Genomic DNA, 15,878 nt, shown 5'->3' with positions numbered 1-15,878 from the left:
ATTTACGACAGAACCTTTTCAATCGCCTCATCGACGCTGAGGTCAAGCCTTTCACCGGAGCGACGGTTTTTCAGCTCCACGCGCCCCTCTTTGGCGCCGCGCGGTCCGACAATGATCTGCCATGGGTGACCCATAAGATCCGCATCATTGAACTTAACGCCAGCACGCTCATCCCGATCATCCAGCAACACAGCGTCACCCCCGATATGGTTAAACCTGTTGCAGATTTCATCAACCATCGCGTCACCGGGCTTGAGATTCAGGATCGCAGCTTTGAAGGGCGCGACCGATTCCGGCCAGATGATGCCCTGCGCGTCATGATGCGCTTCGATAATCGCGCCGGTCAGACGGGAAACGCCGATACCGTAAGATCCCATATGGGGATGAAACGCCGCCCCATCCGGGCCATTGACGGAGACACCCATTGATCTGGTGTATTTATCCCCGAAATAGAAAATATGGCCGACCTCAATTCCCCGCCCTTCCCGCTGCCTGTCGGCTGGGACGGTCTTCCAGGCTGTTTCGTCATGCATCTCATCGGTCGCGGCATAAGAGGTGGTGACGTCTTTGAAAAACCGGCCTAAACTCTCAGGATCGTCAAGATCAACTGATTGTGCAAGCCAGTCCTGCTGCTCCAGCGCCGCGTCGAAATAGACGGTGCTTTCTCCCGTCGGGGCGAGAATCAGGAATTCATGGCTCAATTCCCCGCCAATCGGCCCGGTATCTGCCCGCATGGGGATCGCCCGCACACCGAGACGCTGGAATGTCCTGAGATAAGCCAGCATCATTTTGCGGTAAGAGACGACCGCCCCGTCATAATCCGCATCGAAGGAATAAGCGTCCTTCATCAGAAATTCCCGCCCGCGCATGACCCCGAAGCGGGGCCGCCGCTCATCGCGGAATTTCCATTGAATATGGTAGAGTGATTGCGGCAGCTCACGATAGGATTTGACCGTCTGCCCGAAAATTTCGGTGATCATTTCCTCATTTGTCGGACCGTAAAGCATGTCGCGCCCGTGGCGGTCATTGATCCGCAGCATTTCCGGCCCGTACGCATCATAACGGCCTGACTGCCGCCAGAGATCGGCGGATTGGAGGGTCGGCATCAGCACTTCCTGCGCGCCGATCGCGTTCTGCTCCTCCCGCACAATGCGCTCTATATTGCGCAAAACGCGCAGGCCCGCCGGCAGCCAGGCGTAAATGCCGGATGCTGTCTGCCGGATCAGCCCCGCGCGCAACATAAGACGATGTGACGCGATCTGGGCGTCAGCAGGGACCTCTTTGAGGGTGGGCAGAAAGCTTTTTGTGAGACGCATGGAGAATTCCGGGATGATGATGGGTGAGGAAAAACACCCTCACCCTCGTTTTATCAGATTTTATCAAACGCGTAAGAGATGGACATCCACAAGGGGGCGCTTTTGCAATTTGCGTCCCAGAGCGCGTCGCAGCGCCGTTTTGGCCGCATCGCGGAACGCGTCATCCTCCGCGCGGATATTATCCGGGATATCGTCAATGGCATTGGCGAAATCCTCAACAATCCGGTGTGACTCCGGGTCCGTGCTTTCAAGCAATCCGGGCGCGCTGATTTTCGGCAGGCCGATCATGAAGCCTTCATCGTCGACAGCGAAGCTGCCAATCACCATGCCATTATAAAGCATGCGCCGCCGCGCCGCGAGGACATCGCTGGTCAGGGGCAGGATGCGGCTGCCATCCAGTACGTAACGCCCGGTCGGTGCCGTATCGATGATTTCCGGCTTGCCAGGCGCCAGTTGCAGAATGTCCCCATCCTCAAGCAGCACGGTCTTTGCGCCCACCTTGCGCGCGAGATCCGCATGGGCTGTCAGATGGCGCCATTCGCCATGGGTGGGGACGACATATTCGGGCTTCAGAACTTCATAAAGTCTGCGCAGGTCCCCACTGGTGGCGTGACCTGAAACATGCACGGGATGGTCACGATCCGTCAAAACACGCACACCGCGGCGGGAGAGATTATCCTGCACGGCGATGACAGCGTGCTCGTTGCCGGGGATCATACGTGAGCTGTAAATAATGGTGTCACCCTCCCCGAGGGAGATGTTCGGGTGCGTGTCTGCCGCGATCCGCGTCAAGGCTGAGCGGGGCTCACCCTGACTTCCCGTGACGATCAGAAGCAATTCACGGTCCGGGATATGCGCTGCATCCTGCTCCGTCAGAAAAGGCGGAATATCCGTCAGATAGCCGCATTCCCGCGCGGCGACTTCAAGGTTGCGGAGGGAGCGCCCCACTGTCACGACTTTTCGCCCCGCTGCCCGGGCCGCCATTGCGATGGATTCCACGCGTGCAACATTACTGGCAAAACATGTGACCGCGACGCGACCGGTCAGGTCCGCGATGAGGGTGGTCAGCCCTTCCCGCACCGATTGTTCCGTGCCCGAGGGGCCTTCACGGAAGACATTTGTGCTGTCGCCGATCACGGCACGCACGCCATCCTCCCCTAATTGTCGGAAACTGTCGAAATCGGTCATCGGGCCCAGGAGGGGGGCCTCATCGATTTTGAAATCGCCCGTATGGATGTAGTTACCATAGGGCGTGCGCATGGCAAGGGACTGCGCCTCCGGGACGGAATGCGTCACCGAAATAAATTGCAGATCGAACGGACCCACCTCAAAACGCGCGCCGGGCGCGATGACGTTGATCTGCACTTTGTCGAGCATGCGGGCTTCACCAAGCTTGCGCTTCAAAACGGCAGCGGCGAAAGGTGTCGCGTAGATCGGGCATTTGAATTGTGGCCAGAGATGCTCAATCGCACCCAGATGATCCTCATGCGCATGCGTGACGACGAGGCCGCAAAGCTGGTCGTGACGTTCAGCCAGGAAGCTTGGGTCGGGCATGAGGATTTCAGCTTCCGGCGTGTCATTGCCGGAAAAACCAATCCCGCAATCAACAGCCAGATAATGCCCGTCTAACATGTAAAGATTCAAGTTCATGCCGATTTCGCCCGTTCCGCCGAGAGGCAGAAAGGCAAAATTGCCGATGGTTTCTGTCATATAGTCTCCAGAATAAGTTGTAATTAGAGGTAAATTTCGATGTCAATCATCGCGATCGATGGCATTCTGAGAAGGATTTCTGTCTGCAAGGAGGCGCAATCCATCAAGTGTCAGAGTCAGGGCAACATGCTGAAAAAGCGACGTCCCCTCTGAAAAAAGAGGTGCAAGCCCGCCTGTCGCAATCACAGCGAGGGGGGTCTTCATCTCCGCTTTTATTTGAGAAACAATCCCTTCTACCAGCCCGACATAACCCCAGAAGAGGCCCGAGCGCATACTGACGATGGTGTTGCGCCCGATCGCCGAAGTCGGCCTGCCGACGCTGATGCGGGGGAGGCGCGCCGCAGCCTGGTGCAGCGCCTCAAGTGAAAGATTGACGCCCGGTGCGATGGCCCCGCCGCAGAAAGCCCCTTCCGCATCCACAACATCAAATGTTGTCGCCGTGCCGAAATCCACGACGACGAGGGGGCCGCCAAACATGTGATGCGCGGCAAGGCCATTGAGACGCCGGTCAACACCTACTTCATCCGGCGTATCAACTTTGCAGCCAAGCCCCCAATTGGAGCGCGAATTGGCGATGAGGGGCTCAAGATCAAGCCAGGCGCGACAAAGCAGCCTCAAATGATAGAGCGCGGCCGGAACGACGGTGCCGATAATCGCCCGCGTTATCTGCTTTGATGAAATACCCTGCTTTTCAAGCAAAGTGGTCAGCCAAGCACCATATTCATCGGAAGTGCGGTGATTATTGGTCGATATGCGCCAATTTCCACGCCATTTCTCCCCGTCATGGAGAGCAAAAACGATATTTGTATTGCCGGCATCAATGGCAAGGAGCATCGCGAACCTGTAGCATCATGGACGTTTCACCCGACAGGAACGATTTTACCTTATTGCCCGCTGTCAAAAGCAGAAGTTGACCCTCCGGACCCAAGCCGTGAAACAAACCTTCTGTATAGTCATCTCCCGTCGTGACCGCAAGGCGCGTCCCGATTTTGTGCGCGCGGGAGAGCCAGGCATCCCGCACGAAATCAGCGCCTGAAGAGGCAAAAGCGGCAAGCCCGGCACTGAGATGATCCATGATCATCTTGGCGAGGGCTTCCGGCGCAGGTGAAAGACCGAGCTGGGCGAGGCAGGCAAGATGACGGCCCGGCATTTCAGGTGCGGATCGGATATTGACGCCGATCCCGACAACGACCCACCCTTCGGGCGCGGGACTGGACTCAATGAGGATGCCGCTGACCTTATCTCCCCGCAGAAGAATGTCATTCGGCCATTTCAGCGTGAGTTCCGTTGTCGGGAGCAGGGCGTGTATCGCCTCATAAACAGCGATTGACGTCAGAAATGGCAGGGTTTTAAGGCAGGAAACGACGTCAGCAGGGCGCAGAAGAAGTGAGAATGACAAATTGCCGGGCGGGGCGACCCAGACGCGGCCTTTTGTGCCGCGCCCTGCTGTCTGCCGACGGGCCATGACGGCCAGCCCCTCCGCTGCCCCGGCCTCGGCCTGCTCTTTACAGAAAGCCGAAGTCGATGGGAGTGACTCATAAATACGCAAGCGCCATTTGATTTTAGACAATTCGCGCCCTGTCAGCATATCATGGTGGGCGATGACGGGATTGAACCGCCGACCCTCTCGGTGTAAACGAGACGCTCTACCGCTGAGCTAATCGCCCATGATGTTGGCACATGGCAGATGACATGTGCCAGAAATTGGCTCAGGCGACGGCGTCTTTCAAGCCTTTGCCGGCCTTGAAGCGGACGGAAGTCGAAGCGGGGATCTGGATTTCTTCACCTGTGCGGGGATTACGACCTTTTGTCGCCTTGCGTGTCGCCGTCGCGAATGAACCAAACCCGACGAGGCGCACTTCCTGGTTGTCGACAAGGGCTTTCTGGATCACTTCGAAAACGGCATCAATAACTTCACCCGTCTTTGCTTTCGGCAAATCAGCATGACTCGCGACAGCCGCAATAAGCTCCTGCTTGTTGAGGGGTTTTTTCATTTTATGCCTTTCCAAATTGGGCCTTTTACCACATGACCCAAGCCGCAATCTTTCGGCCTCGGTCGGGTGCAGTATGGAGAGGTTTTTTTTAACGTCAACACCTTCTGAAACCAGAAAGATTATAAAAACAGATAATTTTGACGCTTGACGACGCCAGCGAAACCCAAACAACACAGGGCTTCCCCGATGTCACGGATGACAGACATCGGGGCGCCGCGGGTTAATGTGGCAGCCCTGCCCCCTCACCCCGATTTTCACGCCCTGTTAAGTTTTCATCCGGCTCATTTGACCAGATGATCGGCGTCACCGGCTTCGTCAGGGCCGCATTAACCACCTCACTGACATGTGAGACAGGAACGATGCACAAGGCCGATTTCACATTTTCAGGAATATCGACCAGATCCTTCTCATTATCCTTAGGGATGAACACTTTTTTGATGCCAGCCCGGACAGCCGCCAGCAGCTTTTCTTTCAGGCCGCCAATTTCCAGCACGCGGCCGCGCAGCGTGATTTCACCCGTCATGGCGACATCATGACGGATCGGGATACCGGTCAGGGTGCTGATGATCGAGATGGCCATGGCCACACCGGCTGAAGGCCCGTCTTTCGGCGTGGCGCCCTCCGGCACATGCACATGGATGTCGCGCGTCTCATAAACTTTGCGCGAGATGCCAAGCTCAGGACTGCGGGACCGCACATAGGAGAAAGCCGCCGAAACGCTCTCCTGCATAACTTCCCCCAATTTACCGGTCGCCTTAACCTGCCCTTTACCGTCCAGCAACACGCTTTCAATCGTCAGGATCTCGCCGCCAACTTCCGTCCAGGCCAGGCCGGAAACCATGCCGACAAGGTCTTCCTGTTCCGCTTCACCATGGTGAAATCTCTTTACACCGAGGAACCCGGCAAGATTCTCTACCGTGACGTCGATCTTTTTTGTTTCCGGCGATGTCACGATGGCTTTGACAACCTTGCGCGCAATTTTGGCAATTTCACGCTCAAGATTACGGACGCCGGACTCACGTGTGTAACTCTGAATGATCTCGCGCAGCGCGTCGTCACTCAATGACCATTCCGATGATTTGAGATTATTGGCCTTGGCCTGTTTCTCAACAAGGTGACGCCGGGCAATCTCGACTTTCTCATCTTCCGTATAGCCGGAAATGCGGATGATCTCCATCCGGTCCAGAAGAGGCTGGGGCATATTCAGGCTATTCGCCGTCGTCACGAACATCACGTCTGATAAATCGTAATCGACTTCTAGGTAATGATCGTTGAAAGTGCCGTTCTGCTCCGGGTCGAGAACTTCCAGCAGCGCCGAAGAAGGGTCACCGCGCCAGTCCGAGCCCAGTTTATCAATCTCATCAAGCAGGAAGAGCGGGTTCGACGTCTTGGCTTTTTTCATGCCCTGGACGATTTTACCGGGCATGGACCCAATATAGGTGCGGCGATGACCACGGATTTCCGATTCGTCATGCACGCCACCGAGCGACATACGGACGTAATTTCTTCCGATCGATTTCGCGATGGAGCGCGCCAGCGATGTTTTACCGACGCCGGGCGGACCCACGAAGCATAAAATCGGCCCTTTAAGCTTCTGCGCGCGCGACTGAACCGCCAGATATTCGAGTATCCGCTCCTTGACCTTCTCGAGTCCGTAGTGATCCGTGTCGAGTATCTGTTGGGCAGCGCCGAGATCTTTGGAGATCTTGCTCCGCTTCTTCCAGGGAAGTGAGAGGAGCCATTCGAGATAATTCCGCACGACGGTCGACTCGGCGGACATCGGGCTCATGCCCCGCAGCTTGCGCAGTTCGCCCGTCGCTTTCTCACGCGCTTCCTTTGAGAGACGGGTGGATTTGATTTTCTCCTCAATTTCCGCCGTCTCGTCACGCCCCTCTTCACCCTCACCGAGTTCTTTCTGGATCGCCTTCAACTGCTCATTGAGGTAATATTCCCGCTGCGTCTTCTCCATCTGTCGTTTGACGCGATTACGAATGCGTTTCTCAACCTGGAGGACGCCAATCTCCTGCTCCATATGCGTGAAGACCTGCTCCAGACGCTGGGAGACGGAGATTGTCTCAAGTAATTTCTGCTTGTCGGGGATTTTAAGGGTCAGATGACTGGCGATTGTGTCCGCGAGTTTGGAAGGCTGCTCAATCTGGCCGATCGAGATCATGACTTCCGGCGCGATCTTCTTATTGAGTTTGACATATTGCTCAAACTGCGAGATGGCCGTCCGGCCAAGCGCGTCAAGCTCCTCATCCTCACTGAGGTCGTCATCAACCTCGTCAATGACGGCCTCAAAATGTCCGTCCCTGTCCTGCAACGATTTGATGCGGGCGCGGCGCACGCCCTCCACAAGGACTTTAACGGTGCCGTCAGGAAGTTTCAGCAATTGCAGGATCGTGGAAACTGTGCCGAAACCGTAAATATCGTCGGAGGAAGGGTCGTCCTGCGAGGCATCCTTTTGTGCGACGAGCAGGATCTGCTTGTTCTGACTGGTCACTGCCTCCAGCGCACGCACTGACTTCTCACGCCCGACGAAGAGCGGCACAATCATATGCGGGAAAACCACAATGTCGCGAAGCGGTAGAACCGCCACATAATCGGCTGCCGGACTCTCGACGGCTTTACGCGCGTCCGGCACGGCTTTCTCACCACTATCTTTCATTTTTTCCGTCACAAAATTGATCTCCTGATGGACGATCGCACCATGTCTGCCCGTGATATCGGCACAGATTCCGGGCCGTTTCCCCCCTGCTTTCGGGCAGGTCACTTATCGCACCATAAATGTGCACAATCCGCGCCTTTTTCAAGACAGTGCCGACGCGCGGCACCGCTTCAGGCTGATTGCTCCTTCGCCTCGGCAGCGCCACCTTTGCCGTAAACATAAACAGGCTTGGCCTTGCCGTCAGCGACATCCTTATTCACGACCACTTCCTCGACACTCTCAAGGCCGGGAAGGTCAAACATCGTGTCGAGAAGAATATTCTCCACGATCGAACGCAGACCGCGCGCGCCCGTTTTACGGTCCATCGCCCGCCGCGCAATCTGGCCCAGTGCATCCTCGGTGAAGGTCAGTGAAACACCTTCCATCTGGAAGAGGCGCTGATATTGCTTGACCAACGCATTTTTAGGCGTCGACAGGATGGAGACGAGTGCGTCGCGGTCAAGGTCCTCCAATGTGGCGATCACGGGGATACGCCCGATAAATTCCGGTATCAGGCCGAATTTAAGGAGATCTTCCGGTTCAACACTCTGCAGGACGGCACCCAGACGACGCTCATCTTCGCCGCGCACTTCCGCGCCGAACCCCATGGCAGAGCCCTTGCCACGCGCAGCGATAATTTTATCCAAACCCGCAAAGGCGCCGCCACAGATAAACAGCATGTTGGTGGTGTCGACCTGCAGGAATTCCTGCTGCGGATGTTTCCGCCCGCCCTGCGGCGGCACGGACGCAACCGTACCTTCCATTAATTTCAGCAGGGCTTGCTGGACGCCCTCACCACTCACATCCCGCGTGATCGACGGATTATCCGATTTACGGGAAATCTTGTCGATCTCATCAATATAAACGATGCCGCGCTGGGCGCGCTCAACGTTATAATCAGATGCCTGGAGAAGCTTGAGGATGATGTTTTCAACGTCCTCCCCGACATAACCGGCTTCGGTCAATGTCGTGGCATCCGCCATGGTGAAGGGCACGTCGAGGATGCGTGCGAGTGTCTGCGCCAGAAGCGTCTTGCCCGAGCCTGTCGGCCCGATCAACATGATGTTCGATTTCGAAATCTCGACATCATTATTCTTCTGCGCATGCGCCAGGCGCTTATAATGATTATGCACCGCGACGGAGAGCGCTTTTTTGGCGTGGACCTGCCCGATCACGTAATCATCGAGGACTTTGCAGATCTCACGGGGGGTGGGCACCCCGTCCCGCGATTTCACGAGGTGGGATTTATGTTCCTCCCGGATGATATCCATGCAGAGTTCGACGCATTCGTCACAGATGAACACGGTTGGCCCGGCAATCAACTTACGCACTTCATGCTGAGATTTGCCGCAGAACGAACAATACAACGTATTTTTCGAATCGCCGGACTTGATGTTCATAGGCACTCCTTTTTCCCCAGACGTCTTTTGCACATCGACATTTCTGAAGAAACACAAACCAAATTGCCGCGTCGACGCGCCACGCAACTGCGCGTCATGCAGCTTCAACCTCCAGAAACCGCGCGAAGCGCCGATAAGGAAATAACATTATGGCGGTTTACCCGTCATGCAATCAATAGAGAATTATTTTACCGGCTCTTTCGTCCGATGCGCGACGACCTCATCAATAAGGCCGAATTTCAAGGCCTGCTCTGCGGACAGGTAATTATCACGGTCAAGCGCGCCCTCAATCTCCTTGAGAGAACGACCGGTATGTGTTCGGTAAATTTCGTTTAACCGGTCGCGAATGATGAGGATCTCTTTCGCCTGGATCTCAATATCCGCTGCCACGCCCTGCGCCCCGCCGGAAGGTTGGTGCACCATGACACGTGCATTGGGCAGGCAGAAGCGTCGCCCCTTTTCTCCCGCCGCCAACAGAAGGGAGCCCATGGAAGCCGCCTGACCAACACATACTGTGCTGACGGGGCACCGGATGTAACGCATCGTGTCATATATCGCCAAACCTGCGGAGACGACGCCCCCCGGGCTGTTGATATAGAACGAAATCTCCTTGGAGGGATTCACGCTCTCCAGATAAAGCAATTGTGCGGAGATGAGGGAGGCTACCTGATCATAAACCGGCCCGGTCAGGAAAATGATGCGCTCCTGCAAAAGGCGGGAATAGATATCGAACGCGCGCTCACCGCGAGAGGTCTGTTCCACGACCATCGGGACCAGCGCATTATTGGATATCTCGAACGGATTGCGATCCTCGATGGACATAGTCACCCCTCGCTAAAAACAACTGAAACCGCATGATAACGGATTGTTGTGAAATGTCACTGACTCAGAAAAATGAAACAGGGCCGGACCCGCTCAGGAAGCCCGACCCCGATTCCAGGATTTTCTGTGATGATCTTATGAGAGGCTGGCGCCCGGCATGTCAGCCAGTTCCTCCGGCGTCACTTCCTTATCCGTCACCTGCGCAAGCTCGATGAGGTAATCGACGACCTTATTCTCCAGAATCGGCCCGCGCAGACCTTCAACAGCTTGCGGGTTTTTCCCGAAAAATTCAAAAACAGCCTGCTCCTGCCCGGGATAGCGCATGGCCTCCTGCTGCACAGCGCCCATCAGCTCTTCACGTGAGACGGAAATCTCTTTTTCACGACCGATCTCCGCCAGAAGCAGTCCGAGTTTTACACGGCGCTCGGCAATCTTGCGGTAGTCCGTTCTGAGATCATCTTCCGACTTGCTGGCATCCTCCTCATCGAGTGAACCATTCTGCCGGTCCTGCTCAATACGCTGCCAGATCTGCCCAAACTCGGCTTCAATCATCGATTCCGGCGCTTCGAAATCTGTTTTCTCGGCGAGTTTATCGAGCAATTCCCGCTTGATGCGCAGACGCGTCAATTGCGAATATTCATTTTCAGCCTGGTTGGAAATCAGTTCGCGCAATTTCTCCAGTGACTCAAAACCCATTTTCTTGGCGAGTTCATCGTCAATCGCGGGGTCGACCGGCTTTTTAAGGCTGTTGGCTTTGATTTCAAACTGCGCCTCTTTCCCGGCAAGCTCTTTCGCCTGGTAATCAGCCGGGAAGGTCACATTAATGGTTTTTTCTTCACCGGCCGACATGCCTTCAATCTGCTCAGCGAAGCCGGGGATGAAGCCTGCGCCACCAATTTCGACATTGACGTCATTGGCCGTGCCGCCATCAAAGGGGGTGCCGTCGATCTTTCCGACGAAGTTGACGTTCAGCACGTCACCTTCCTTGGCGGGGCGGGCTTCCTCAATATCCTCAAAGCTGCGATTCCGTTTGGCAAGCTCTTCCAACGCCTTGTCGATACCATCCTGAGCCGGTTTCGCAGTCAGGCGCGTCAAGGTGATATCCGATGTTTCCGGGATCGTGATTGCCGGCAGGACTTCAAGGTTCAAAGTGAATTCAAGGTCACTTGCATCGTCAAGCTGGCCGACATCCACTTTGGGCTGAGATGCCGGACGCAGATCATGCGTCTTCATCAGCTCCGACACGCATTCATTGATCGTCTTATCGAGGACTTCCCCTTCGACCGACTGGCCGAAACGCTGTTTTACGACTGATGCCGGCACTTTGCCGGGGCGAAAGCCGGGGATATTGACCGTGCGCGCAAGCTCCTGCAACCGGGCGGCGCGGCGTTCCTGCAGGTCGGATGCGGGCACCGTGACTTTAAATTCACGCTTGAGACCTTCGGATTGCGTTTGCGTAACCTGCATCTTCCAGGCGATCCTCTCGACGAAGCTGCTATCGACGATCGTGCCAGGCATGGACCTCTTTGCGTCGACAGCACAAATTAAGTTGGTACGGGCGGAGGGACTTGAACCCCCACGACTTACGCCACCAGATCCTAAGTCTGGCGTGTCTACCAATTCCACCACGCCCGCATAAAGTCAGGCCTTGAGATCGCTCTAAGGCTTTGCCGCGCGGCTTACAGCAATCCGGCGTTTTTCACAAGCGGCGTTCTGCGCTTTCCCGCGCGGCGCCGAGATGCTGGGCCAATTCCACCGCCGGGGGCCACGGACCTGCGCGACACCCGGCCTCCCCATGTATCCAGACAGCGGCGCAACCCGCCTCCCACGGCGCCATCCCACATGCGAGAAGGGTCGCGATGACGCCGCTCAATGTATCGCCGGAACCTGCCGTCGCCAGTTTGGGGGAAGCGTGGGTGTTGATGGCAATGCGCCCATCCGGCGCGGCAATAACCGTTGACGCGCCTTTCAGAATGACGACCGCGCCGGTGCTCACGGCCACCCGCCGTGCCGCCGCGATCAAATCACGGGGCTTTCCACCGAAGAGCCGCGCAAATTCACCCATATGCGGCGTGATGATGGTTGCGCCCCTTAACTTTTCGGGCGCGGACCCGGCCCAGGCGAGCGCGCCCGCATCTGCAACAATCTGACGCCCAGCACCCACCAGAATATCGAAGCTCGCGCCGACCTCATCCTCCGTCAGGCCGGGGCCGCAGATCCAGCATTTCCGACGTGCGTCATCCAGCAATGTTTCGAGAGGTGCTGCATCGACGATCACATCTGCTGGCGCAACGACATGATAGAGGGGTGCTGAAGGCCCGGCCGCGATACGGACAAGGCCCGCACCACTGCGGCGCGCCCCATCCACCGCCAGGCGCGTGGCCCCGGGCATGACGGCACCGCCAATAATACTGACAATGCCGCGATCATATTTGTGACCCGTCAGCGACATGGTCGGCACGTCCCAAAGCTCCGGTCCATTATGAAACATCTGACCGGCATATTGTGCGACAAGCGCGTCATCCATGCCGATATCGCAGCAGAGAATCTCACCCATCATAAATCTTGCTGGTGCGAGGAGATGCGCCGGTTTCAGCCGCACAAAGGTTACGGACAGATCATACTCAGGTGCATCATCCGGCAAATGGCCTGTCGCACCGTCCACGCCGGAGGGCACATCAATGGCGACACGTCGTCGCGCCGCGCGCAGCACCGATATCACAGCGGCATCCGCTGGACGGTTCAGCCCCGCGCCGAAAACAGCATCAATCACGAGATCTGCGCGCGATGCCTCCTCAACGGTGAAGGGCACCATTGTAACCCCCGCCCGCGCAAGCCATTCCGGCGGTGACTGCGGTGTGTCGGGGTAAAATGCCACATCAACGTCCCATCCCGCCCGCGCCAGGTTTCTCGCTGTCTCCTGGCCGTCGCGTCCATTATTGCCCGGCCCGCAAAGTATGAGGACCCGGGACGGCGCGAAACGTGACCTGACTTCCCGCGCCACGCACCATCCTGCACGTGCGATCAGCGTTTCCATGCCGATGGTCCGGGCCGCCGCCGCATCCAGCGCGGCAAATTCCGCTGGTGTCAGCACGGCCCTTTGAATGAACTGATGCGGCAATGTCACGCTCGTTACCCTTATCCTGAAAGACACGCCGCCACGTCACCCCGCGTTGAGTCCGGAAAATCGCGGCATTGCGGCGGCATACACGTTACAGGCAACGTCAATAGCGTGGCGCGCCTGCTTTGCCCCTTGCAGCTTCGCCAAATCGTGATAACCGTGCAAGCCGAAAACCTGACCTGGAGATGAGATGATCAACGCAGTCTTGTGGGATGTTGTTCTAACCCTTCACATTATCGGCATCATTACATGGGTCGGCGGTGGCGGGTTTATCGTCACCGTGACGCGGGCCAGTGTCCGCGCACTGGACGCCGTGCAACGCCACAACGTTATCCTCGCCGCGCTGACGCGCTATTTCCGTATTTTATGGCCTGTCATGCTGGTGACATTGGTGACGGGCTGGCTTCTCGTCACGCGCATCGGGCGTTTCTCCGCCCTGCCCTGGCCGATCAATGCGATGCAGGGCGCGGCGCTGCTGATGGCTATTTTGTTCATTTCATGTTATTTCGGACCTTTCCGAACCGCGCGGCGCGCGATCCGCTCAAAGCCGGAAACATTGCGGGCGATTTACTACCGACTCATATTGATGAGTTCGCTGGGCGTTGTTGCGATTGTTGCAGGCGTCATAAATAGCGGGATTTGAACAAAAATTATTTCTTACCGCCGCTCTGGACATGTTATTATTGAACCTTAAGCCACTTATCCGATATAGGGACGCGAATATGTCCCGGTCATTGCGCGCTTCCGCAACCCAGCGTTGCGCCTCACCCCGGTATTGAACCGTGTCATCAGAAGGCAGTTTTTTTGTCAAACAGCTCTGTATCTACCAAGACCAAATCATCCGCGCCCAAACCGCGTAAAGCGACTTCATCACGGTCTCGATCTGTCAAGGGTGAGAGCCAAATGACGCCCGAAAGTGACGCTGCCCCACCGGAGGACAGTGCACCGGCCAAGCCTGCGCGCAAGTGTGCCACCCGTGCGAAAGTTGCGCCAAAGCCGGTATCCTTGGAAACAGTTACGGAAGTGGCTTCCGATAAAGAAGCCGCCGCGCCAAAGAAACGCCGCGCGCCCGCGAAATCCCGCGCTTCTTCCACGGCGGCGGAAACCCCCGCAGTTGCATCAACCGACAAACCGAAACGTCGCACCCGCAGAAAGCCGGAGGCCGCGGACATTGTCGCGCCTGATGCCCCTGAAATAGTTGCAGAAACGCCCGCCACGACATTAGCCGCCGCACCGGAGCCGGTTGCGAAAAGCCGTAAAGCACCGACAACACGTCGTGCGCGCGGCAAAAAGGCGGTCCAGCCGGATGAAGTGACGTCTCAAGCGAGTCAATCGGCCCCTCCTGATGATGCGCAGGCCGAAGCACCGAAACCGGAGGAAGAAGACCTCCCCCCATTTGATACGCTTGGCCTGTCCGCCCCCCTTCTAAAGGCAATTGAAGAAATCGGTTATGAACGCCCGACGCCCATTCAGGCGCGCGCAATCCCGTTTGTGATTCGTCATCGAGACGTGCTTGGTGTGGCGCAGACAGGCACGGGGAAGACCGCCTCCTTCACCCTTCCGATGCTGGAAATCCTGACAGGTTCCCGCGCACGGGCCCGTATGCCGCGCTCCCTTATTCTGGAGCCAACGCGGGAGCTTGCACTTCAGGTTTCGGAAAATCTTAATCTTTACGGTAAGCATCTGAACCTTAATCACGCGCTTTTGATTGGCGGCGAAAGCATGATGGATCAGCGCGCGGCCCTTAATCAGGGTGTTGATATCCTGATCGCGACACCCGGCCGTTTGCTGGATCTGTATGATCGCGGCGGGCTGCTGCTCAATCAAGCGGGCATCCTCGTGATTGACGAGGCAGATCGCATGCTGGATATGGGCTTCATCCCCGATGTCCAGCGCATCACATCGCTTCTACCGGCCCATCGTCAGACGCTTTTCTTCTCCGCCACCATGGCGCCGGAAATCCGGAGCCTCGCCGATCAATTTCTCCGCGATCCGGAGGAGATCACGGTTTCACGCCCCTCATCCGTGGCAACGACCATCGAGGAAGCCTTGATTATCGTGGAGGAGCGCGGAAAGCGCCGCACTTTGCGCACGCTTCTCCAGCGGGAAAATGTGCAGAATGCGATTGTCTTCTGCAATCGCAAACGTGATGTCGATATCCTGCAGAAATCGCTGCATAAGCATCATTTCTCCGTCGGCCACCTGCATGGCGACCTGCATCAGGCGACGCGCTTCAAAACGCTGGAGCAGTTTAAAAACGGCGATATCAAAATTCTGGTCTGTTCCGATGTCGCGGCGCGCGGCATTGATATTGGCGGATTATCGCACGTTTTTAACTTTGACCTGCCTTTCAATGCCGAAGATTACGTGCATCGCATCGGGCGCACGGGCCGCGCGGGTAAAACCGGTCATGCTTTCAGCCTCGCGACCCCGACGCAGAAGCCGCTTCTTGATGCTATTGAGGAACTGACTCATAAAAAGCTGCCGCAACCCGAAATTGACGGTGTTGAAACGGTGGATTGGCGTGATGAGGCGGATCCCCGCACGAGCCGTCAGCGAAATCATCGTCAGAAAGAGCGGAAGCCTGCCGAGACAAAGCGCGATGAAGTCCCGCATCAGGGCCAGCGGGAACGCCATCGCGACGGTAAACGCCCTTCCCCCCGTCAGGAACGTGACAACATCCAGGCGGTGACGGATCATGACGGGCCAGGTTTCGGGAGCACGGTGCCAAACTTCATGAATGCACCGCGGCGAAACCGTGTCACGGATGCAAGCGCGGTCGGCTCACCCGAATAATGTCGGCGACAC

12 protein-coding genes and 2 tRNA genes are annotated in these 15,878 nt (G+C 56.7%); 2 read left to right on the top strand and 12 right to left on the bottom strand.

The features are described 5' to 3' along the window. Window positions 1-2: 2 nt before the first annotated feature. The 12 genes from proS to N5W20_RS02350 form a co-directional block, all read right to left on the bottom strand. Entirely contained in the window at window positions 3-1,316 is a 1,314-nt protein-coding gene (gene proS, locus N5W20_RS02405) for a proline--tRNA ligase (RefSeq protein ID WP_319807334.1), read from the bottom strand. Window positions 1,317-1,379: 63 nt separating this feature from the next. After that, window positions 1,380-3,026, bottom strand: a complete 1,647-nt coding sequence (locus N5W20_RS02400; RefSeq protein WP_319807333.1) for a ribonuclease J — start codon at window positions 3,024-3,026, stop codon at window positions 1,380-1,382. Between the two features lie 42 nt (window positions 3,027-3,068). Next, on the bottom strand, window positions 3,069-3,860 hold the full coding sequence (locus N5W20_RS02395; protein WP_319807332.1) for a type III pantothenate kinase: 792 nt from the start codon (window positions 3,858-3,860) through the stop codon (window positions 3,069-3,071). Then, window positions 3,844-4,596, bottom strand: coding sequence for a biotin--[acetyl-CoA-carboxylase] ligase (locus N5W20_RS02390; RefSeq protein ID WP_319807331.1), 753 nt, complete (start codon window positions 4,594-4,596; stop codon window positions 3,844-3,846). Before N5W20_RS02390 ends, N5W20_RS02395 begins: the two co-directional genes overlap by 17 nt. A gap of 22 nt (window positions 4,597-4,618) precedes the next feature. Beyond that, a tRNA-Val gene (locus tag N5W20_RS02385) sits at window positions 4,619-4,693 on the bottom strand. Between the two features lie 42 nt (window positions 4,694-4,735). Then, window positions 4,736-5,020 (bottom strand): HU family DNA-binding protein, encoded by a 285-nt coding sequence (locus N5W20_RS02380; RefSeq protein WP_319807330.1) that lies wholly within the window; start codon window positions 5,018-5,020, stop codon window positions 4,736-4,738. A 220-nt stretch (window positions 5,021-5,240) separates the two neighbouring features. Further along, window positions 5,241-7,688 carry an endopeptidase La gene (gene lon / locus N5W20_RS02375; RefSeq protein WP_408869430.1) on the bottom strand — a complete coding sequence of 816 codons (2,448 nt, stop codon included), beginning with the start codon at window positions 7,686-7,688 and terminating at the stop codon, window positions 5,241-5,243. Window positions 7,689-7,858: 170 nt separating this feature from the next. After that, entirely contained in the window at window positions 7,859-9,127 is a 1,269-nt protein-coding gene (gene clpX / locus N5W20_RS02370) for an ATP-dependent Clp protease ATP-binding subunit ClpX (RefSeq protein WP_319807329.1), read from the bottom strand. 183 nt (window positions 9,128-9,310) lie between these two features. After that, window positions 9,311-9,949, bottom strand: coding sequence for an ATP-dependent Clp protease proteolytic subunit (locus N5W20_RS02365; protein ID WP_319807328.1), 639 nt, complete (start codon window positions 9,947-9,949; stop codon window positions 9,311-9,313). Between the two features lie 135 nt (window positions 9,950-10,084). Further along, entirely contained in the window at window positions 10,085-11,416 is a 1,332-nt protein-coding gene (gene tig, locus N5W20_RS02360) for a trigger factor (RefSeq protein WP_319807805.1), read from the bottom strand. Between the two features lie 83 nt (window positions 11,417-11,499). Then, window positions 11,500-11,584 (bottom strand) — tRNA-Leu (locus N5W20_RS02355). A 64-nt stretch (window positions 11,585-11,648) separates the two neighbouring features. Continuing rightward, window positions 11,649-13,076, bottom strand: coding sequence for an NAD(P)H-hydrate dehydratase (locus tag N5W20_RS02350; RefSeq protein WP_319807327.1), 1,428 nt, complete (start codon window positions 13,074-13,076; stop codon window positions 11,649-11,651). A 184-nt stretch (window positions 13,077-13,260) separates the two neighbouring features. Between N5W20_RS02350 and N5W20_RS02345 the strand changes: the two genes are divergently transcribed. Together N5W20_RS02345 and N5W20_RS02340 are read left to right on the top strand one after the other, a co-directional pair. Next, a complete protein-coding gene (locus tag N5W20_RS02345; RefSeq protein ID WP_319807326.1) occupies window positions 13,261-13,713 on the top strand; it encodes a hypothetical protein in 453 nt (150 codons plus the stop codon). Window positions 13,714-13,973: 260 nt separating this feature from the next. Next, window positions 13,974-15,866: a DEAD/DEAH box helicase gene (locus tag N5W20_RS02340; protein ID WP_408869412.1), complete on the top strand. Its 1,893-nt coding sequence runs from the start codon at window positions 13,974-13,976 to the stop codon at window positions 15,864-15,866. Window positions 15,867-15,878 lie beyond the last annotated feature (12 nt).

This window comes from Candidatus Kirkpatrickella diaphorinae (assembly GCF_025736875.1).
Classification (GTDB): domain Bacteria; phylum Pseudomonadota; class Alphaproteobacteria; order Acetobacterales; family Acetobacteraceae; genus Sorlinia; species Sorlinia diaphorinae.
The sequence above is the reverse complement of the archived record's forward strand: the minus strand, read 5'-3'. Positions and strand labels throughout refer to the sequence as shown.